This is a genomic window from Streptomyces sp. NPDC102258 (assembly GCF_055584685.1).
In genome coordinates, this window is sequence record NZ_JBVJLO010000004.1 from 426,480 (window position 1) to 445,683 (window position 19,204).

The following is a 19,204-nucleotide window of genomic DNA, read 5'->3' on the forward strand; positions in this document are numbered from 1 at the left end:
CGGGGCGGAGCCGTCGCGGACGGGGCGGGACGCGCCGCGGCCCCTCCCCGGATCCGGGAAGGGGCCGCGCGGTGCGGGCGGGACCGTCAGTTGGCGTCGGTGTCGATGGCCACGATCCGCTCGGCGGGGGTCTTGCCGACGAGCGCCTTGCCGAGGGCGCCGACGACGTCCTGCGGGGTGACGGCGGTCTTCGCGCCGGTGCCCCGCGTGATCATGACCCCGTCGAAGGTGTTGCCGTAGGTCGCCTTCAGGGCCTCCAGGTCGTACTTCTCGACGAGGCGGCCGTTCACGGGCGTCATGCTGAGGATCTTCGGCAGCGACTTCGCCCCGAAGGGGAGGCTCTTGGCGCCCGCCTTGACGGTCGCGGGCCCGGACATCGCCGGTTCGGCGAACTCCTTCATGGCCCGGTTGAGTTCCGCCTGGGTGATGGTGGGTTCCATGGTGGCGGTGGGCAGTTCGACGGGGGCGGCCTTGCCGGTGGCGACCAGCTCGCGGAAGGCCTGGGTGACCTTGGCGACGGAGCCGTCCACGTCGAGGCTGGTGCCCGCCTTGCCGGGGACGGCGACGGGCTTGCCGGTGTCGAACTTGATGGTGCCCTCGGTGGCCGACCCGGCGGTGCCGGCCAGCTCCTGGAGGGCGACCCGCAGCTTCTCCTCGTCGACGGGCATGACGGCGGTGGCCGTGCGCTCGACGCCGAAGAGCGAGCCGATGACGGTGACGGGGTTGTAGTCGCTGCCCGCCGCGTTGCGGACCGTGGTCTGGCTGTCGAGGGTCAGGCCGGCCTTCTCGGGCTTCAGCTCGACCTGTTTGCCGCCCACCATCAGCTGGAGCGGGGCCGCGGCGCGGGCGCCGAAGGCGGCCTGCACCTTGGCGACGGCCTCGTCGCGGCCACCGCCGATGTCCTGGCCGAGGACGGTGGTGCCCTTGGGGACGTCGGAGTGGTTCAGCAGCAGCCCGGCGCCGTAGGCCACGCCGCCGAGGAAGACCACGGCGCCGCCGAGCAGGGCCAGCTTGGAGCGGCCCTTCTTCTTCGCGGGCCGGGCACTCTGGGCGGGCGCGGGCTTGGCGGCCTTCGCGGTCTTGGCGGCCTTCCCGGGCTTTCCGGCCTTCCCTGCCTTCTTGCCCGCCGGGGCGGGCGGGGGCACCGGGACGCTCTGGCGCGGCGGCATCGGGCCGGGCGGCGGCGCGACCGGGCCGGGCGCGGGGGCCCCGGGGGTGTCCAGGGCCTCGGGCCCGGGCCAGCGCGGGGGCTCGTCCCGTACGGGTACGGTGCCCAGCGCGGGTCCGCCGGTCGGCCCGTCGGGCTCCGCGAAGGCCGGGAAGGCCTCCGTGACGGGGCCGCCGTCGTACGCCGGGTACGCGGGCGCCCCGCCGCCGGGGCCACCGGCCACGGGGTCGGGCGCGAACCCGGCACCGCTGCCGTGCGGGGCCGGGGGCCGCGGGCTCCCGGGCGCGGCCGGCGGCGCGAAGCCCGCGCCGGGAGCCGCCGGGGAGACGTAGCTCGCGCCAGAAGGGCCGGCCACGGGACCCGGCGCGGGCGCGGGTGCCGGGGCCGGCGCCGGGGCCGGGGCCGGAGCGGGCGCCGGGGCGGCGGACTTGCGCGGGGCGAACCAGTTGCTGGCCGGCGCCTCCCCGCCGCTCCCCCCGGCCGGCGCGTCCGGCGCGGGCCCGCCCGGCCGGGCCGGGGCGGGGGCCGGCGGCGGGGCCTGGTGCGCGGCCGGCGCGGCGGGCGGGGCCGGGCGCGCCGGAGCCGGCGCCGGCGGCTGGGCGGGCGCCTGCGCGGCGGCGTCCCGCTCGGGAGCGGCGGCGCCGCCCTTCACCGGCTTGCGTACGACCACGGGCGGGATCGGCCGCGAACCCGGGATGTTGATCCGGATCCGGGTCGTCAGGGTGGTCTCGGTCTTCGGCCCGTCGTTGTCGGGCGTGGACGGGTTCGACGTCACAGGGTTCTCCTCCGGGGCGGTCGTCGCGCCGGGCCCGGTCGGCACAGTCGCGGACGGCTGGCGGCCGGTTCCGTACGGCGGTGTACCCGAGGGGTAGGCGGCTCCACCGTGCCCTTGGGGCCCGGGGGACGAACTGTCAGTTTCACGACTCAAGGCAGGTTCTCCCGGTTGGCTCCGCCGCCCGTCATAGCGTGCGCGGGCAGCTCGGCGGCCCGTCCACCATACTGGCCGTCGCCTGCCCGCAACTGTCCACCGGGAATCCCGGGTTCCTCTTTCCCGGGCGGAGGCCTCCGGCCGAGGGTGCGTCAAACCCCCGCAACCCGTCCCCGATCGGAGAACGGCGGAGTTCAGCCACCCTTCAGCGGCGGGGCCGGGAGGCCGAAACCGGCCCCTCCAGGGCGCCGCGCATCGTGGCACAGATCACAGCGACCACACTTCCCCCCAAAAGGTATGCGTACATGCCGATTCCGGAGGAACCGAGCAGGAAGTCCCCTTCGGGGCGCGGGACGCTGAGGAGTACGTAGGACAGGAACCAGCCGGCCGCCGCCGCGCCCACGCCGACCCCGGTGCCGAGGGCGATCCGGGCGCCGAGGAAGAGGCCGAACAGGGCCAGCAGCGCGAGCAGCAGCCCGGCCGGGAACCAGAGGTCGACCACGAGCCAGCCGGCCGCGCCGGTGAGGGCGCCGAGGACGAGCAGGCCGAGCAGGGCGGCGACCCGGCCGGGGGTCCAGGGCGTGGTCATGCCTCCACCCCCGCGAAGAGGTCCCGCTCGCGGACGCCGGCCGGCGCTCCGGGCCGGCCCGCGGCGAGTTCGTAGTACTCCCGGACGAAGAGGGGCTGTCCCAGGTCGTTGGAGAGCGCGAAGAACGGGCCGTCCACGGCGATCTGGGTGGCGTGGGCGCGCATCGCGGCGGTCTTCGCCTCGACCAGGCCCCGCCCCTCGTCGTCGCCGATCTCGGCGGTGATCCGCGCGTCGTCCACCACTCCGGGGACGTCGTCCACGCTCGCGGTGCCGGGGAAGGGGGCCCCGGTGGCGCGCAGGTGCGCGAAGCCCTCCTCGGCCACCGAGCGCGGGACGCGGTTCCAGTACAGCTTCGCGACCGCGTGCGGGGCGCCGAGCCCGGGGCGGTGGCCGGCGTCGGCGGCTAGTTCCGCGCCGCGGGTGGCGACCCGGTGGGCCTGGATGTGGTCGGGGTGGCCGTAGCCGCCGTCGGGGTCGTAGGTGACGAGCACCTGCGGGCGCAGCTCGCGGATCACCTCGGCGAGGTGGCCGGCGGCCTCGTCCAGGTCGGCGGACCAGAAGGCGCCGGGGCGCGTGTTCTGCGGGGCGCCCATCATCCCGGAGTCCCGGTAGCGTCCGGCGCCGCCGAGGAAGCGGTGGTCGCTGACCCCCAGCTCCTTCATGGCGGCGGCGAGTTCGCCGGCCCGGAAGGGGCCGAGGGTGTCGTCGCGGTCCGGCGCCAGGTGTGCCAGCTCCGCCGGGATGACCTCGCCCTCCTCGCCGAGCGTGCAGGTCACCAGGGCGACGTGGGCGCCCTCGGCCGCGTATTTGGCCATGGTGACGCCGTTGTTGATCGACTCGTCGTCCGGGTGCGCGTGCACGAGGAGCAGACGACGGGCGGGAAGAGCGTTCATGGGCCCAGCCTACGAGCAGCGGCTACAGCTTGAGGCCACTGATCATGCTCGCCACGTTGGACGTGAGCTGGCTGAGCGTCGGAGCGATCGTCGAACTCGCCAGGTAGAACCCGAGCAGTACGCAGACGAACGCGTGCCCCGCCTTCAGTCCCGACCTCCGGACCAGAAGGAAGACGACGATCGCCAGCAGCACCACGGCCGAGATCGAGAGTGCCACGGCGTTTCACCTCCACGTCGAGCGGACATCGGTTCGCGTACTCGTGCTCGGCGAAAGACATACCCACCGTGCGCTACGGATCATAACTATCCGTACCAGCGCATCGATCGAATTCCGGCAGCACGAGGGGCGCATGGCGCGCACTCCCGGGGGCATACGGGGGCCCGCCGCCGGGGCGTCGCGCCCGCCGGGCCCGCCGGAGGGGGGCGCATGGCTGCTTCCCGGCCAGTCCGGCCGGTTCCCGATTCGGGGCAGAGTCGGTCAAGTCGCCCGCGCTATAGGCAAGTTGGGGTGGCCGGAACCCGACGGGAGCCCTCCGTGCACGGTGGCGCAAAATGATCGGCCGGACGACCGAGGTCCGGCGGGTTCCGCCGGCGCTACGCCCCCGGCTCCAGCGGGGGCGCGGGCGGCTGCGGGGAGGGCGAGGGCGGGGACGGCTGGGACGAGGACGGCGGAGGGGACGGCGGCGGAGCCGTGGCCGGCACCACCCGCTTCTCGGCCGCGAAGTGACAGGCCGAGGGATGCGCGGCCGGCCCGGTCGGGTAGGCCGCCGGGACCGCCAGCAGCGGGACCTCCCGGGCGCACTTCTCCTCGGCCTTCCAGCAGCGGGTGCGGAAGCGGCAGCCCGAGGGCGGGTTGGCCGGGGAGGGGACGTCGCCGGAGAGGATGATCCGCTCCCGCCGGGCGCGCGCCCCGGGGTCGGGGACGGGCACGGCGGAGAGCAGCGCCTGGGTGTACGGGTGGGTGGGGTGGTCGTAGATCTGCGTGTCGGTGCCGATCTCGGCGATCCGGCCGAGGTACATGACGCCGACCCGGTCGGAGATGTGCCGGACGATCGACAGGTCGTGCGCGATGAACACGTACGAGAGGCCGAACTCGCCCTGGAGCCGGGCCAGCAGGTTGACGACCTGGGCCTGTACGGAGACGTCGAGGGCGGAGACGGGCTCGTCCGCGACGATGACCTCGGGGCGCAGGGCGAGGCCGCGGGCGATGCCGATGCGCTGGCGCTGGCCGCCGGAGAACTGGTGCGGGTAGCGGTTGATGTACTCCGGGTTCAGGCCGACCACGTCCAGCAGCTCCTGGACCTTGCGGCGCCGGTCGCCCTTGGGGGCCGCCTCGGGGTGGATCTCGTACGGCTCGCCGATGATGTCGCCGACCGTCATCCGCGGGTTCAGCGAGGTGTAGGGGTCCTGGAAGACCATCTGGATGTTGCGGCGGACGGCCTTCAGGGCCTTGCCGGACAGCTTGGTGATGTCCTGGCCCTTGTACGCGATCACGCCCGCGGTGGGGCGTTCCAGGTGGACCAGCATCTTGGCGACGGTGGACTTCCCGCAGCCGGACTCGCCGACGATGCCGAGGGTCTCTCCCCGCGCCAGGTCGAAGGAGACCCCGTCGACGGCCTTGACCGCGCCGATCTGCTTGCGGAAGACGATGCCCTGGGTGAGCGGGTAGTGCTTGACCAGGTCGCGTACCTCCAGGATGGGCTCAGGCATCGAGGCACTCCTTCCAGAAGAAGCAGGCGCTGGCCCGGTCCGGGGCGACCTCCGCCAGGGGCGGGACCTCGGTACGGCAGACGGCCCGGGCCATCGGGCAGCGCGGGTTGAAGGCGCAGCCGGGCGGGATGTGCAGCAGGTTGGGCGGCAGGCCCTTGATGGCGTAGAGCTCCTGGCCCTTCTGGTCCAGGCGCGGGATGGAGTCGAGCAGGCCGCGGGTGTAGGGGTGGGCCGGGGCTCCGTAGAGGGCGTGCACGGGCGCGGATTCGACGATGCGGCCGGCGTACATGACGGCGATCTTGTCGGCGACGTCGGCGACGACGCCGAGGTCGTGGGTGATCAGGATCAGGCCCATGCGCAGTTCGCGCTGGAGCTCGGCGAGCAGGTCCATGACCTGGGCCTGGACGGTGACGTCGAGGGCGGTGGTGGGCTCGTCCGCGATGATCAGGGAGGGCTCCAGGGCGAGCGCCATGGCGATCATGATGCGCTGGCGCATGCCCCCGGAGAACTGGTGCGGGTAGTCCCCCACGCGTTGCCGCGCCGCCGGGATCTTCACCCGGTCCATCAGCTCGACGGCCCTGGCCCTGGCGTCCTTGCGGGACATCCCGCGGTGGGCCTCGAACATCTCGCCCAGCTGGGCGCCCACGCTGAGCACGGGGTTGAGGGAGGAGAGGGCGTCCTGGAAGATCATCGCCATCTGGGCGCCGCGGATCCTGCGCCGGTCCTCCTCCTTCATCTTCAGGAGGTCCTGGCCCTTGAAGAGGATCTCGCCGCCCGCGATCCGGCCCGGCGGCACGTCCAGGATGCCCATCACGGCCTGGGCGGTGACCGACTTTCCGGAGCCGGACTCGCCGAGCACCGCGAGGGTCTCACCCTCGTCGACCGAGTAGTTCACCCCGTTGACGGCCTTCGCGACGCCGTCGCGGGTCCTGAACTCCACGTGCAGGTCGCGGACTTCGAGCAGCATCTGCCGGCTCACTCCTCAGCGCAGCTTGGGGTCGAGGGCGTCGCGCACCGCGTCGCCGAGCATGATGAAGGCGAGCACGGTGATGCTCAGCGCACCGGCCGGGTACAGCAGCATGTGCGGGGCGTTGCGGATCTGGGAGGCGGCGTTGGAGATGTCGATGCCCCAGGAGACGGTGGGCGGGCGCAGCCCGACGCCGAGGAACGACAGGGTGGCCTCCAGCGCGATGTACGTGCCCAGGGCGATGGTGGCGACGACGATGACGGGGGCGACGGCGTTGGGGGCCACGTGCCGCAGCATCATGCGGGCGTTGCCGGCGCCGAGGGCCCGTGCGGCCTGGACGTAGTCGTTCTGCTTGGCGGTGATCACCGAGCCGCGGGCGATGCGCGCGAGCTGCGGCCAGCCGAGCAGCACGATGAAGCCGACGACGGGCCACACGGTGGTGCTGGTGACCACCGAGAGGAAGACCAGGCCGCCGAGGATGACGGGGATGCCGAAGAAGATGTCGGCGACGCGGGAGAGCAGGGCGTCGCCCCAGCCGCCGAAGAACCCGGCGAGCCCGCCCAGCAGCGAACCCAGCAGGGCGGCGCCGAGGGTGGCGCAGACGCCGACGGTGATGGAGGCGCGGGCCCCGTACACGGTGCGGGTGTACACGTCACAGCCCTGAGTGTCGTACCCGAAGGGGTGGCCGGGCTCGGCGCCCTGCTGGGACTTGGACAGGAGGCAGTACAGCGGGTCCCCGTCGGCAATGAGCTGCGGCCGGATGGCGATGACGACGAGGAAGAGGATCAGCAGCGAGGAGACGAGGAAGACGGGGTTGCGGCGCAGCTGGTGCCAGGCGTCGGACCAGAGGCTGCGCGCCTTCTCGCGGGGCCCGGTGCCGGGTCCGGGGGGCTTCTCCAGGCTTTCGGCCTCTTCCAGCGCGAGGTCCATGGCTCCTCCCTGGCCGGTGGGTGAGACCGCTTCGCGCGGGCGGGGGCCGACCGGGTCGTAGCCGCCGGGGCCGTCGGGGTGCTCGGGCTCAGGCATAACGGATCCTCGGGTCCAGGACCGCGTAGAGCAGGTCGACGAGCAGGTTCGCCAGCAGGAAGACGATGACGAGGATGGTCACGAAGCCGACCACCGTGGGCGAGTTGTTGCGCAGGATGCCCTGGTAGAGCTGGTAGCCGACGCCGTGGATGTTGAAGATCCGCTCGGTGACGATGGCCCCGCCCATCAGGGCGCCGATATCGGTTCCGATGAAGGTGACGACGGGGATGAGCGAGTTGCGCAGCAGGTGGCGGGTGACGACCCGGCGGCGCGGCAGGCCCTTGGCGGTGGCGGTGCGGACGTAGTCGGCCTTCACGTTCTCGGCGATGGAGGTCCGCGAGAGCCGGGTGACGTAGGCGAGGGAGACGAGCGCGAGGACGATGCCGGGCAGGATCAGTTCGCCGAAGGGGGCGTCCGGGGAGACGGTGGGCCGCACCCAGCCCCATTTGACGCCGAAGACGTACTGGAGCAGGTAGCCGGTGACGAAGGTGGGCACCGAGATCACGACGAGGGTGAGCACGAGCAGGCTGGTGTCGACGGCCTTGCCCCGGCGCAGGCCGCTGACCACGCCGAGGGTGATGCCGACGATGATCTCGATGACGATCGCGACGATGGTCAGCCGCAGGGTGACGGGGAAGGCCGAGGCCATCAGGTCGGTGACGGACTGCCCGTTGAAGGCGGTGCCGAAGTCGCCCTGGAAGATCTGGCCCATGTAGTGCAGGTACTGCTTCCACAGCGGCTGGTCGAGGTAGAGGTCCGCGCGGATGCGGGCGGCGGTGGCGGGATCGGGGGCCTTGTCCCCGAAGAGCGCCGCCACCGGGTCGCCGAGCGCGTACACCATGAAGAAGATCAGGAAGGTGCTGCCGATGAACACCGGGATCATCTGGAGCAGCCGCCGGATCACATAACGTCCCATGGACTGCTCCAGGATCGATCCGTCGAGGGGGTCAGCTGACCTTGATCTGGTTGTAGACGGGGACGCTGAACTGGTTCAGGGCTACGTCGGAGAGCCGCTCGGAGTGCCCGGCGCTGCCGTTCTGGTACCAGAGCGGGATGGAGGGCATCTGCTCGGCGAGGATCTTCTCCGCGTCCTGGAACTTGCCGACGGCCTTGGCGGAGTCGCTCTCCTGGTTGGCCTCGTCGACGAGCTTGTCGAATTCGGGGTTGCTGAACTTGCCGTAGTTGGAGGAGGCGCCGGTGTAGTACAGCGGCTGGAGGAAGTTCTGGATCAGCGGGTAGTCGGCCTGCCAGCCCGAGCGGAAGGGGCCGGTGAGCTTGTAGGCGCTCTGCTGGTTGCGGAAGTCCGCGAAGGTGCCGACGGGGTTGACCGTGCAGACCGGGCCCTCGCCGAGCGCGTTGTTGACGCTGTTGCAGACGGCGTCCATCCATTCGCGGTGCGAGCCGGTGTCGACGTTGGAGGTCAGCGTGACCTTGCCGCCGGGCAGTCCGCCGGCCTCCTGGACGAGCTTCTTGGCGGCCGCCGGGTCGAACTTGCAGGCGTCCCCGCAGGCGGTGGCGCTGAAACCGCCCTTGGCGCCGAGGGCCGGGGAGGTCCAGTCCTTGGCGGGGGTGCGGGTCTCGCGGAAGATCTGCTGGGTGATCTCGTCGCGGTTGATGGCCATCGAGATGCCCCGGCGGACCTTCTCCATGCCCTCCTTGCCCCACTGCGGGTCGTACTGCGGGAAGGTGAGGGTCTGGATGATGAGCGCGGGCTGGTTGATGTACCGGTCGCCGAGGTCGTTCTTGACGTTCTTCAGCTGCTGCGCCGGGATGTCGTCGACCAGGTCGAGGTTGCCGGAGATCAGGTCCGTGTACGCGGTGTTGTTGTCGGTGTAGACCTTGAGGTCGACGCCGCCGTTCAGCGCCTTGTCCGACCCGGTGTACCCGTCCCACTTGCGCAGCTTCATGCCGGTGCCCTTGGTGTACGAGTCCACCGTGTACGGGCCGTTGCCGACGGGCTTGTTCAGCCAGCCGGAGTGGTCGGTGAAGAAGGACTTCGGCAGTGGCGAGAAGGCCTGGTAGCCGAGGGTCTCGGGCCAGGTGGAGAACTTCGACTTCAGGGCGACGGTGAAGGTCCTGGCGTCCTTGACGACCAGTCCGGACATCGTCTTGGCCTTGGGCTCGCCGGAGGCGGGGTGCACGTCCGCGTAGCCGACGATGGCGGAGAAGAACGGCGAGTTGTTCTGCTTGTTGCGCACGTCCGCGCCGTAGTTCCAGGCGTCCACGAACGACTGGGCGGTGACCGGCTCGCCGTTGCTGAACTTCCAGCCGTCCTTCAGGGTGATCGTGAAGTGCTGGCTGTCCGTGGTGTCGATCTTCTCGGCGAGCATGTTGTTCGCCGCGCCGGTCTTCGGGTCGTAGCGCTTGAGGCCCCGGAAGAGCATGTCGAGGACCTTGCCGCCCTGCACCTCGTTGGTGTTGGCGGGCTCCAGCGGGTTCTGCGGGTCGCCCCAGGAGGAGCTGACGATCCCCTCGGCACCGCCACCGCCGCCACTGTCGCTTCCGCCGCCGCAGGCCGTCGCCGCGAGGGCGACGGCCACCGCACATGCGGCCCACTTGGCGTGGGTGGCTCCGCGCATGGAGTGCCTCCTAGGGGTACCGAAACTCGCTTCGGGGGCTATGTCACCCCATGGATGTCCCGGCACACCGCAGGTTCGACCGATTGCACCCTCGCGTCCCTCGGCTGTCACCCCTGCGAGTGCAAAGGCAGCTCCCAGGTGTCGACGGCGTAGTGCGGCCGCATGCCGTGCGCCTCGTAGAGCGCGAGCGCGCCGGTCTCGTTGGCGGTGTCCACGCCCAGGCCGACGGTGTCACGGCCGCGGGCCGCGTAGGCGGCGAAGGCGTGGCGCAGCAGGAAGCCGCCGAGGCCCCGGCCGCGCAGTTCCTCCCGTACGCCGAGGTGGCTGAGCCAGCCCATGCTGGTGCGGTCGTCGCGGGTCAGGAGCACCGCCGCGTCGCCCCGGCCGGGCAGGCTCGCGATCCACACCAGGGACCAGTCGAGGTCGTGGGCGTCGAGGTGGTCCAGCCAGGGCCCGTACGCGCGCGGGGCGTGGCCGAAGTGGGCGGCGAAGGTCTCCTCCACCAGGGCGTGGGCCCGGCGGCGGTCGGCCTGGTCGGTCCCGCAGTGGCGCAGGCGCACTCCGGCGGGCGCGGCCGGCCGGGCGGCGTCGGCCGGGGTGAGGCGGCGGGTGAGCACCTGGTGGCGGCGTACGGGGCGGTAGCCGCGGCGGGTCAGGAGGGCGGGGTCGAGGGTGGGTACGGCGCCCAGCTCGATCCGCAGCCGCGGCCGTTCGGCCCCGGCGGCCATCGCCCGGGCGCGGGCCTCCATCAGCTCCAGCAGCCGCACCGCCGCGTCGGCCCGGCCGGGCAGGACGTAGTGGTCGCCGTCGATCCGGCCGGGCCCCGAGTCGTTCCAGACGAGGGCGTAGGCGACGGGCCGGCCGCCGTGGAGGGCGAGCCAGGAGTCGGTGGCCAGGTCCACGCCGGGGTTGGTGAGGTCGGCCGCCACGGCGCCGAGGCCGGTCTCGGGTCTGCCGATCTCGATGACGTCGACGGCGTTGAGCAGGGCGCAGATGTCGGCGGCGTCCCCGGGGCCGGCGGGCCGGACGGTCAGCGTGTCGGTCATCGGTCCACTGTGGTCGGCGCCCGCGGAACGCCGCAAGCCGCTTCACCGTACGCGGAGGGAACGCGGGGGGGAACGCGCCGGGGCGCCCGGGCCGGAAGGTTCCGGCCCGGGCGCCCCGGGATGCGCGTACGGAGGGGGTCAGACGGCCAGGACGGCCTTCTCCTCCGCGAAGTGGCACGCCGACTCGTGGGCGGCCGGGGTGTCGACACCCCGGAAGCGCGTCGGGATCGCCAGCAGGGGCTCCTCCGTGGCGCACTTGTCCTCGGCCTTCCAGCAGCGGGTGCGGAAGCGGCAGCCCGAGGGCGGGTTGGCCGGGGAGGGGACGTCACCGGTGAGGATGATGCGCTCGCGGGCCTCGCGGACCTCGGGGTCCGGCACCGGCACGGCGGAGAGCAGCGCCTGCGTGTACGGGTGGGTCGGGTGCTCGTAGATCGCGGCGTCGGAGCCGATCTCGGCCATCTTGCCCAGGTACATGACGCCGACGCGGTCGGAGATGTGCCGGACGATCGACAGGTCGTGCGCGATGAAGAGGTAGGACAGGTTGAACTCGTCCTGGAGCTTCTCCATCAGGTTGATGACCTGCGCCTGCACCGACACGTCGAGCGCGGAGACCGGCTCGTCGCAGATGATGATCTCCGGGTTGAGCGCGAGGCCGCGGGCGATGCCGATGCGCTGGCGCTGACCGCCGGAGAACTGGTGCGGGTAGCGGTTGATGTACTCCGGGTTCAGGCCCACGACGTCCAGGAGTTCCTGGACCTTGCGGCGCCGGTCGCCCTTGGGAGCCACCTCGGGGTGGATCTCGAAGGGCTCCCCGATGATGTCGCCGACCGTCATGCGCGGGTTCAGCGAGGTGTACGGGTCCTGGAAGACCATCTGGATGTTGCGGCGGACGGCCTTCAGGGCCTTGCCGGACAGCTTGGTGATGTCCTGGCCCTTGTAGAAGACCTCGCCGGCGGTGGCGCGCTCCAGGCTCATCAGCAGCTTGGCGACGGTGGACTTGCCACAGCCGGACTCGCCGACGATGCCCAGGGTCTCGCCCCGGTACAGGTCGAAGGAGATCCCGTCGACGGCCTTGACCGCGCCGACCTGCTTCTTGAACAGGATGCCCTGGGTCAGCGGGAAGTGCTTGACCAGGTTGCGCACCTGGAGGATCGGCTCGCGCTCGGGGGCGTTCTTGGTGAGCTCAGCCATGGATCTGCTCCTTCCAGAAGTGGCACGCGCTGCCGCGGCCGGGCAGCTCGCTGCCGTCGCGCTCGGTCACCTGGTGCAGGGCCGGCACGTCGGTGCGGCAGATGTCCTGCGCCTTCGGGCAGCGCGGGTTGAAGGCGCAGCCCGGGGGGATGTTGAGCAGGTTGGGCGGCAGGCCCTTGATGGCGTAGAGCTCCTGGCCCTTCTGGTCCAGGCGCGGGATCGAGTCCAGCAGGCCGCGGGTGTACGGGTGCGCGGGGCGCTTGTAGATCTCGTGGACCGGGGCGTTCTCGACGATCCGGCCGGCGTACATGACGGCGATCTTGTCCGCGACGTCGGCGACGACGCCGAGGTCGTGGGTGATCAGGATCAGGCCCATGTTCATCTCGCGCTGGAGCTCCGCGAGCAGGTCCATGACCTGGGCCTGGACCGTCACGTCGAGAGCCGTGGTCGGCTCGTCGGCGATGATCAGGTCCGGCTCCAGGGCCATCGCCATGGCGATCATGATGCGCTGGCGCATACCGCCGGAGAACTGGTGCGGGTAGTCACCCACGCGCGCCTTGGCGGCGGGGATCTTCACCCGGTCCATGAGCTCGACGGCCTTGGCCGTGGCGTCCTTCTTGGACATGCCGCGGTGCACCCGGAACATCTCGCCGAGCTGGGCGCCGACGGTGTGCACGGGGTTCAGCGAGGACAGCGCGTCCTGGAAGATCATGGCGATCTTCTGGCCGCGGATCTTGCGGAACTCCTCGGCCGGGAGCTTCAGCAGGTCCTGCCCCTGGAACAGGATCTCGCCGTGCGGGATCTTGCCGGGGGGCATGTCGAGGATGCCCATGATGGCCTGCGCCGTCACGGACTTGCCCGAGCCGGACTCGCCGAGGACGGCGAGGGTCTCGCCGGCGTTCACGGAGTACGAGACTCCGTTGACGGCCTTGGCGACACCGTCGCGGGTGTGGAACTCGACGTGCAGGTCGCGCACTTCGAGCAGGGGGGTCCCCTCCGGCGCCGAGCGGGGCGCGGGGACGTTCGAGGTCTTGTCGATGATGGTCAACGTACGCCCTTCCTCAGCGCAGCTTCGGGTCGAGGGCGTCGCGCACCGCGTCGCCGACCATGATGAACGCGAGCACGGTGATGCTCAGCGCGGCGGCCGGGAAGAGGAGCATGTGCGGGGCCTGCAGGAAGCGCGCCTGAGCGTCGCTGACCATCAGGCCCCAGGAGATCTCCGGCGCCTGGACGCCGACACCCAGGTAGGACAGGGCGGCCTCGGCCGAGATGTAGACACCCAGGCTGATGGCGCCGACGACGATGACGGGGGCGATCGCGTTCGGCATGATGTGCCGGATCGTGATCCGCCAGGTGCCGGCGCCAAGGGCGCGGGCGGCCATCACGTAGTCGTTGTGCTTGTTGGCCAGGACCGAGGACCGCATGATGCGGAAGATCTGCGGCCAGCCGAGGGTCGCGAGCACCAGGGACACGGTCCAGGCGTTGCCCTTGCCGAGGCCCGACATGATCAGCATGCCGCCGAGCATCAGCGGGACGGCGAAGAAGATCTCGGCGAAGCGCGACAGCGCGGTGTCGATGAAGCCGCCGAACCAGCCGGCGAGCAGGCCCGAGGTGACGCCGACCGCCAGCACCATGACGGTGGTGGCGATGCCGACGATGATCGAGTTGCTCGCCGCGTACACGGAACGCGCGTACACATCGCAGCCCTGCAGGTCGGTGCCGAAGATGTGGTCCCCGCCGGGCTTCAGCAGGGAGTTCTTCAGGTCACAGGGCTTGTAGGCGTCGATGCTGGTGAACAGGCTGGGCCACACCGAGACCAGCGTCATGAACAGCACCAGGGCGGAGCCGATCAGGAAGATCGGGTTGCGGCGCAGGTCGCGCAGGGCGTCGGACCAGAGGCTGGCCGCGCGCTCCTTCTTCGCGGGTGCCACCGCGGCGTCCACGCCGGCGGAGGGGGCACCGGCGGTCTGGGTCTCGGTCAACTCGTCCCCCACCGTGTTTGTGTCACGCATAACGGATCCTCGGGTCGAGCACGGCGTAGAGCAGGTCCACGATCAGGTTGGCGACCATGTAGACGAGGACGAGGAGGGTCACGATGCCCACCACCACCACGCCTTGCTTCTGCCAGACGTACATGGCCAGTGTTCCGCCGATGCCGTGGATGTTGAAGATTCGCTCCGTGATGACCGCGCCGCCCATCAGCGAGCCGAGGTCGGCGCCGAGGAAGGTGACGATCGGGATGAGCGCGTTGCGCAGCGCGTGGCGGACGACGACGCGGCGGCGGGGCAGTCCCTTGGCGGTGGCGGTGCGGACGTAGTCGGCCCGCATGGTCTCCATCAGGCTGGTCCGGGTCAGGCGGGCCACGTACGCCAGGGAGGTCGTGGCGAGCACGAATCCCGGGAGCAGGTAGGCGCGGATGCCGTCGGCCTCGTTGAAGGAGATCGGGAAGAAGTCGATGCCCCAGGCGTTCTTCAGCTGGAGGCCCAGGACGAGCTGGAGCACGAAGCCGAAGACGAAGACGGGGATGGAGATGACGAGCAGGGTGCTCAGCAGCACCAGCTGGTCGATGAACTTGCCCCGGCGCAGGGCGGACATGACACCCGCGATGACACCGAAGAAGGCCTCGAAGAGGAAGGCGACGACCGCGAGGTTGATCGTGTACGGGAACGCCTCGGTGATCAGGTCGATGACCTGGCGTCCCTGCAGGGTCTCGCCGAAGTTCCCCTGGAACAGGCCCGTGATGTAGTGCCAGTACTGCAGCAGGAACGGGTCGTCCAGGTTGTACTTCGCGCGCAGCATCGCCGCGACGGTCGGGTCGGCCTTCTTGTCTCCGGCGAGCGCCGAAATGGGGTCACCGGGCAGGCTGAACGCCAGGTAGTAAATGAGGAACGTGGCGCCGAGCAGAACAGGGATCGCCTGTATGAGTCGGCGGATGAGGTAGCGGCCCATCAGACCTCCAGCGGAAGAACAGGGGGAAAGGGCGGGCTGACGGAAACCTGATTCCGTCAGCCCGCCCCCGGCGCCCCTTGGTGAAGAGGGGTGTTAGTTGCGCTCGACGTTCGCCAGGTCCATGCGGCCCTGGGCGTCGACCTCGACGTTCTTCACGGACTTGGAGTAGGCCGAAGAAGACATGTACGTGAACACCGGGATGTACGGAAGGTCGTGGATGACGATGTCATCGGCCTTCTGGTACAGCTTCAGACCCTCGGCCGGGTCGGTCGCCTTGTCGGCGTCCGCCATGACCTTCTCGAACTCCGGGTTGTTGTAGTGCCCGTAGTTGGAGCCGTTCTCGATCGCGACCTTCGAGAAGACCGGACGGAGGTAGTTCTCGGCCGCCGGGTAGTCCATGGACCACGCCATGCGGAACGCGCCCTTGTACTTCGAGGCGCCCAGGTCGTCCAGCAGGTCACCGAACTTGGCGTACGGCTTGGCGGTGACCTCGATGCCGAGGTTCGCCTTCAGCTGGTTGGCGACGGCCTCGATCCACTCCTTGTGGCCGCCGTCGGCGTTGTAGCCGAGCTCGATCTTGTTGCCGGGAACACCGCCGGCCTTGTCGAAGAGTTCCTTGGCCTTGGTCGGGTTGTACGTCCCGAACTCGCCCAGGGCGCCCTTGCGGTAGCCCGGGATGATCGGGCTGATGAAGTCGTCGGCCGGCTTGCGGGTGCCGTTGAAGATGGTCTTCGTGATGGCGTCCCGGTCGATGGCCATGGAGATGGCCTGACGGATCTCCAGCTTGCCGAAGGTCTCGGGGTTCTGCTCCAGCGGCAGGCCGAGGTAGCCGACGGCCGACTCGGGCTTGTAGATGTAGCGGTCGCCGAACTCCTGGGAGACGGTGGCCATCGCCGAGATCGGCAGCTTGTCGATGATCTGGAGGTTGTCGGCGCGCAGGTCGTTGTACGCCGTGTCCAGGTTGTCGTAGATCTTGAAGGTGACGCCCGACAGCTTGGCGCGGCCCTCGGTCGGGTACTTGTCGTACCGCTTGACCTTGATCTGCTTGTTGTGGTCCCAGGTCCCGTCCATCTGGAAGGGGCCGTTGCCGATCGGGTTCTCGCCGAACTTCTTGGCGCCGTCGGTCTCGAAGGCCTTCGGCAGCGGGTAGAAGGCGTTGTAGCCCAGCATGGTCTTGAACTGGGAGAACGGCTCCTTCAGCGTGACGGTGAAGGTGCGCTCGTCAACGACCTTGAGGCCCTTGAGCTCCTTGGCGGTGGGCTTCTTGTCCTTGCCCGGTGCGAGCTCGTCGGCGCCGTCGATCTTCGAGAAGAACGGCATGCCCTCGGCGGCGTTCTCCTGGTTGGCACCCCAGTTCCAGGCGCGGACGAAGGACTGGGCGTCGACCTTCTCACCGTTGTGGAAGGTGAGGCCGTCCTTGACCTTGATGGTCCAGGTCTTCGAGTCCGTGGTCTCGATGGACTCGGCGGCGGCCAGCTTCGGCTCGTTGGTCTTGTTGTCGTAGTCCACCAGACCGGTGAAGAGCGCGTGGAGAACCTCCGCGCCCTCCGACTCGGCGGTGTTCTGACCGATCAGGCCGTGCTGCGGCTCGCCGAGCACCACCGTGATGTTGCCGCCCTTGCCACCGGCGTCGTCCTTGCTGGTGCTGCATGCCGTGGCAGCCATCGCCACGATGACGGCACCCGCGACCCACTTGGCGCTCGTTGCTCCGCGCATGGGTATTTGCCTCCTCAGGAGTCACTGTCGATTCGTGAAGGACCCGGCCCCCGCTGACACCCCTGACAGCGAAATCCGGTCCCATCGTGTGTGCTCGTGAGTCGACGCTCCCCACAGCGTGTGACCCATTGACCCGAGCTCAATGGAGCCATCCTCAGGGACTCACAGACCGTAAACCACACTTAAGTGGTCTCGTTTTCACAACATCACCGCATGGCGAAAACCCGAAATCCGGACAAACGGATAGGAGACAGACACGTGCGAAACGGACGGTTAGCTCACCTTCCGGAGTGTCACGCTCGGAATGCGGACACTCGAACCCCTGAATCCGGTTGACAAACGCGAACAGCCCCTGCCCGCACCGTTCCGGTGCTGGCAGAGGCTGTTGTCGGCCGTACGACTATCGGCCAGAGTGCGGCGGGAGCACGCGTCGCGTGCCCGATTCGCCCGCCGGGTGTGCTACTTGCCGGACTTCGCGCGCGAGGCGGTGCGCGAACGCTCCTTCTGGTCCAGGACGACCTTGCGGATGCGGACGGCCTCCGGGGTCACCTCGACGCACTCGTCGTCGCGGCAGAACTCCAGGGACTGCTCCAGGGAGAGCTTGCGCGGCGGCACCACGTTCTCGGTGTTGTCCGCGGAAGCCGCACGCATGTTGGTGAGCTTCTTCTCCTTGGTGATGTTCACGTCCATGTCGTCGGCGCGCGAGTTCTCGCCGACGATCATGCCCTCGTACACCTCGGTACCGGGGTCGGTGAACAGGACGCCGCGCTCCTGCAGGTTGATCATCGCGAACGGCGTGACCGAGCCGGCGCGGTCGGCGACCAGGGAGCCGTTGTTACGGGTGACCAGCTGGCCGAACCACGGCTCGTGGCCCTCGTGGATCGAGTGGGCGATGCCCGTACCGCGGGTGTTCGTCAGGAACTCCGTGCGGAAGCCGATGAGACCGCGCGACGGGACGACGAACTCCATGCGCACCCAGCCGGAGCCGTGGTTCGACATGTTGTCCATGCGGCCCTTGCGGATGCCCATGAGCTGCGTGACCGCGCCCATGTGCTCCTCGGGGACGTCGATCGTCATGCGCTCGACCGGCTCGTGCACCTTGCCGTCGATCTCCTGGGTGACGACCTGCGGCTTGCCGATCGTCAGCTCGAAGCCCTCACGGCGCATCTGCTCGACCAGGATGGCGAGCGCGAGCTCACCACGGCCCTGGACCTCCCAGGCGTCCGGGCGCTCGGTGTCGAGGACGCGGAGCGAGACGTTACCGACCAGCTCGCGGTCCAGACGGTCCTTGACCTGGCGGGCGGTGACCTTGCGGTCCTTGACCGCGGACTTGGCGTCCGCGCCCTTGCCCGTACCACCGCGGCCGACCAGCGGCGAGGTGTTGGTGCCGATGGTCATGGAGATCGCCGGCTCGTCCACCGAGATCAGCGGCAGCGCGATCGGGTTCTCCGGGTCGGCCAGGGTCTCGCCGATCATGATCTCGGGGAAACCGGCCACCGCGCAGATGTCGCCCGGGCCAGCCATCTCGGCCGGCTTGCGGGTGAGCGCCTCGGTCATCATCAGCTCGGTGATGCGGACGTTCGAGATCGTGCCGTCACGCTTGATCCACGCGACGGTCTGGCCCTTGCGGAGCTCGCCCTGCTCGACGCGGACCAGGGCGATACGGCCGAGGAAGTTGTCGGCGTCCAGGTTGGTGACGTGGGCCTGGAGCGGGGCCTCCTCGTCGTACACCGGGGCGGGGACGTGCTCCAGGATGGTGGAGAAGAACGGCTCCAGGCTGTCGCTGTCCGCGGGGACGGTGCCGTCCTCCGGCTTGGTCAGCGAGGCGATGCCGTCACGGCCGCAGGCGTAGACGATCGGGAACTCGATCTGCTCCTCGGTCGCGTCCAGGTCCAGGAAGAGGTCGTACGTCTCGTTGACGACGTCGTCGATCCGGGAGTCCGGGCGGTCGGTCTTGTTGATGCACAGGATGACCGGCATCTTCGCCTGCAGGGCCTTGCGCAGGACGAAACGGGTCTGGGGCAGCGGACCCTCGGAGGCGTCCACCAGCAGGACGACCGCGTCCACCATCGACAGACCGCGCTCGACCTCACCACCGAAGTCGGCGTGGCCGGGGGTGTCGATGATGTTGATCGTGATGGGCGCCCCGCCGTCCTTGGGGTGGTACTTCACCGCCGTGTTCTTGGCGAGGATCGTGATGCCCTTCTCACGCTCCAGGTCGTTCGAGTCCATCATGCGGTCGTCGAGGTGCTGGTGGGCGGCGAAGGCACCGGCCTGCTTGAGCATGGCATCGACGATGGTCGTCTTGCCATGGTCGACGTGGGCGACGATGGCGACGTTACGGATGTCGTGGCGCGTGGGCACTTCGGCGCTTCTCCCGGGATCGTGGATGGCGACGCGTACGGTCCGGCACGCGCGCCTCGACCGGGCGGAAAACCTGCC

The 19,204-nt window shown here is 70.0% G+C and carries 16 protein-coding genes; all 16 read right to left on the reverse strand.

Annotated elements, in window-relative coordinates; all coding sequences use genetic code 11:
* Positions 1-86: 86 nt before the first annotated feature.
* A complete protein-coding gene (locus tag ACZ6ZT_RS09895; RefSeq protein ID WP_469717223.1) occupies positions 87-2,096 on the reverse strand; it encodes a peptidoglycan binding domain-containing protein in 2,010 nt (669 codons plus the stop codon).
* Between the two features lie 205 nt (positions 2,097-2,301).
* A complete protein-coding gene (locus ACZ6ZT_RS09900; protein WP_469717225.1) occupies positions 2,302-2,685 on the reverse strand; it encodes a DUF6113 family protein in 384 nt (127 codons plus the stop codon).
* Positions 2,682-3,578, reverse strand: coding sequence for an N-acetyl-1-D-myo-inositol-2-amino-2-deoxy-alpha-D-glucopyranoside deacetylase (gene mshB, locus ACZ6ZT_RS09905; RefSeq protein ID WP_469717227.1), 897 nt, complete (start codon positions 3,576-3,578; stop codon positions 2,682-2,684). The genes ACZ6ZT_RS09900 and mshB overlap by 4 nt, the downstream gene beginning before the upstream one ends.
* A 22-nt stretch (positions 3,579-3,600) precedes the next feature.
* Positions 3,601-3,795 (reverse strand): hypothetical protein, encoded by a 195-nt coding sequence (locus ACZ6ZT_RS09910; RefSeq protein ID WP_030226073.1) that lies wholly within the window; start codon positions 3,793-3,795, stop codon positions 3,601-3,603.
* Positions 3,796-4,172: 377 nt separating this feature from the next.
* Positions 4,173-5,288: an ABC transporter ATP-binding protein gene (locus tag ACZ6ZT_RS09915; RefSeq protein ID WP_469717229.1), complete on the reverse strand. Its 1,116-nt coding sequence runs from the start codon at positions 5,286-5,288 to the stop codon at positions 4,173-4,175.
* Positions 5,281-6,255, reverse strand: coding sequence for an ABC transporter ATP-binding protein (locus ACZ6ZT_RS09920; protein WP_469717231.1), 975 nt, complete (start codon positions 6,253-6,255; stop codon positions 5,281-5,283). Before ACZ6ZT_RS09920 ends, ACZ6ZT_RS09915 begins: the two co-directional genes overlap by 8 nt.
* Before the next feature lie 15 nt (positions 6,256-6,270).
* The gene (locus tag ACZ6ZT_RS09925; RefSeq protein ID WP_469717233.1) at positions 6,271-7,281 is read right to left on the reverse strand and encodes an ABC transporter permease; all 1,011 of its coding nucleotides are present in this window, start codon (positions 7,279-7,281) and stop codon (positions 6,271-6,273) included.
* The gene (locus ACZ6ZT_RS09930) at positions 7,274-8,197 is read right to left on the reverse strand and encodes an ABC transporter permease (RefSeq protein WP_469717235.1); all 924 of its coding nucleotides are present in this window, start codon (positions 8,195-8,197) and stop codon (positions 7,274-7,276) included. The genes ACZ6ZT_RS09925 and ACZ6ZT_RS09930 overlap by 8 nt, the downstream gene beginning before the upstream one ends.
* Before the next feature lie 31 nt (positions 8,198-8,228).
* Positions 8,229-9,860, reverse strand: coding sequence for a peptide ABC transporter substrate-binding protein (locus tag ACZ6ZT_RS09935; RefSeq protein WP_469717237.1), 1,632 nt, complete (start codon positions 9,858-9,860; stop codon positions 8,229-8,231).
* A 107-nt stretch (positions 9,861-9,967) separates the two neighbouring features.
* Complete coding sequence (locus ACZ6ZT_RS09940; protein WP_469717239.1) at positions 9,968-10,906, reverse strand: GNAT family N-acetyltransferase; 939 nt, start codon at positions 10,904-10,906, stop codon at positions 9,968-9,970.
* Positions 10,907-11,044: 138 nt separating this feature from the next.
* A complete protein-coding gene (locus ACZ6ZT_RS09945; RefSeq protein WP_469717241.1) occupies positions 11,045-12,097 on the reverse strand; it encodes an ABC transporter ATP-binding protein in 1,053 nt (350 codons plus the stop codon).
* The gene (locus ACZ6ZT_RS09950; protein WP_469717243.1) at positions 12,090-13,145 is read right to left on the reverse strand and encodes an ABC transporter ATP-binding protein; all 1,056 of its coding nucleotides are present in this window, start codon (positions 13,143-13,145) and stop codon (positions 12,090-12,092) included. The genes ACZ6ZT_RS09945 and ACZ6ZT_RS09950 overlap by 8 nt, the downstream gene beginning before the upstream one ends.
* 13 nt (positions 13,146-13,158) lie before the next feature.
* The gene (locus ACZ6ZT_RS09955; RefSeq protein WP_469717245.1) at positions 13,159-14,109 is read right to left on the reverse strand and encodes an ABC transporter permease; all 951 of its coding nucleotides are present in this window, start codon (positions 14,107-14,109) and stop codon (positions 13,159-13,161) included.
* On the reverse strand, positions 14,102-15,046 hold the full coding sequence (locus ACZ6ZT_RS09960) for an ABC transporter permease (protein WP_469717247.1): 945 nt from the start codon (positions 15,044-15,046) through the stop codon (positions 14,102-14,104). Before ACZ6ZT_RS09960 ends, ACZ6ZT_RS09955 begins: the two co-directional genes overlap by 8 nt.
* Positions 15,047-15,139: 93 nt before the next feature.
* Positions 15,140-16,762, reverse strand: a complete 1,623-nt coding sequence (locus tag ACZ6ZT_RS09965) for a peptide ABC transporter substrate-binding protein (protein WP_469717249.1) — start codon at positions 16,760-16,762, stop codon at positions 15,140-15,142.
* A gap of 459 nt (positions 16,763-17,221) precedes the next feature.
* A complete protein-coding gene (typA, locus tag ACZ6ZT_RS09970; protein ID WP_469717251.1) occupies positions 17,222-19,126 on the reverse strand; it encodes a translational GTPase TypA in 1,905 nt (634 codons plus the stop codon).
* Positions 19,127-19,204: the final 78 nt, after the last annotated feature.

What these genes read in the sequence shown, in the direction of transcription:
- ACZ6ZT_RS09900 (WP_469717225.1), bottom strand. Translation starts at nt 2,685, where the DNA reads ATGACCACGCCCTGGACCCCCGGCCGGGTCGCCGCCCTGCTCGGCCTG.
- mshB (WP_469717227.1), bottom strand. Translation starts at nt 3,578, where the DNA reads ATGAACGCTCTTCCCGCCCGTCGTCTGCTCCTCGTGCACGCGCACCCG.
- ACZ6ZT_RS09915 (WP_469717229.1), bottom strand. Translation starts at nt 5,288, where the DNA reads ATGCCTGAGCCCATCCTGGAGGTACGCGACCTGGTCAAGCACTACCCG.
- ACZ6ZT_RS09920 (WP_469717231.1), bottom strand. Translation starts at nt 6,255, where the DNA reads ATGCTGCTCGAAGTCCGCGACCTGCACGTGGAGTTCAGGACCCGCGAC.
- ACZ6ZT_RS09925 (WP_469717233.1), bottom strand. Translation starts at nt 7,281, where the DNA reads ATGCCTGAGCCCGAGCACCCCGACGGCCCCGGCGGCTACGACCCGGTC.
- ACZ6ZT_RS09930 (WP_469717235.1), bottom strand. Translation starts at nt 8,197, where the DNA reads ATGGGACGTTATGTGATCCGGCGGCTGCTCCAGATGATCCCGGTGTTC.
- ACZ6ZT_RS09935 (WP_469717237.1), bottom strand. Translation starts at nt 9,860, where the DNA reads ATGCGCGGAGCCACCCACGCCAAGTGGGCCGCATGTGCGGTGGCCGTC.
- ACZ6ZT_RS09940 (WP_469717239.1), bottom strand. Translation starts at nt 10,906, where the DNA reads ATGACCGACACGCTGACCGTCCGGCCCGCCGGCCCCGGGGACGCCGCC.
- ACZ6ZT_RS09945 (WP_469717241.1), bottom strand. Translation starts at nt 12,097, where the DNA reads ATGGCTGAGCTCACCAAGAACGCCCCCGAGCGCGAGCCGATCCTCCAG.
- ACZ6ZT_RS09955 (WP_469717245.1), bottom strand. Translation starts at nt 14,109, where the DNA reads ATGCGTGACACAAACACGGTGGGGGACGAGTTGACCGAGACCCAGACC.
- ACZ6ZT_RS09960 (WP_469717247.1), bottom strand. Translation starts at nt 15,046, where the DNA reads ATGGGCCGCTACCTCATCCGCCGACTCATACAGGCGATCCCTGTTCTG.
- ACZ6ZT_RS09965 (WP_469717249.1), bottom strand. Translation starts at nt 16,762, where the DNA reads ATGCGCGGAGCAACGAGCGCCAAGTGGGTCGCGGGTGCCGTCATCGTG.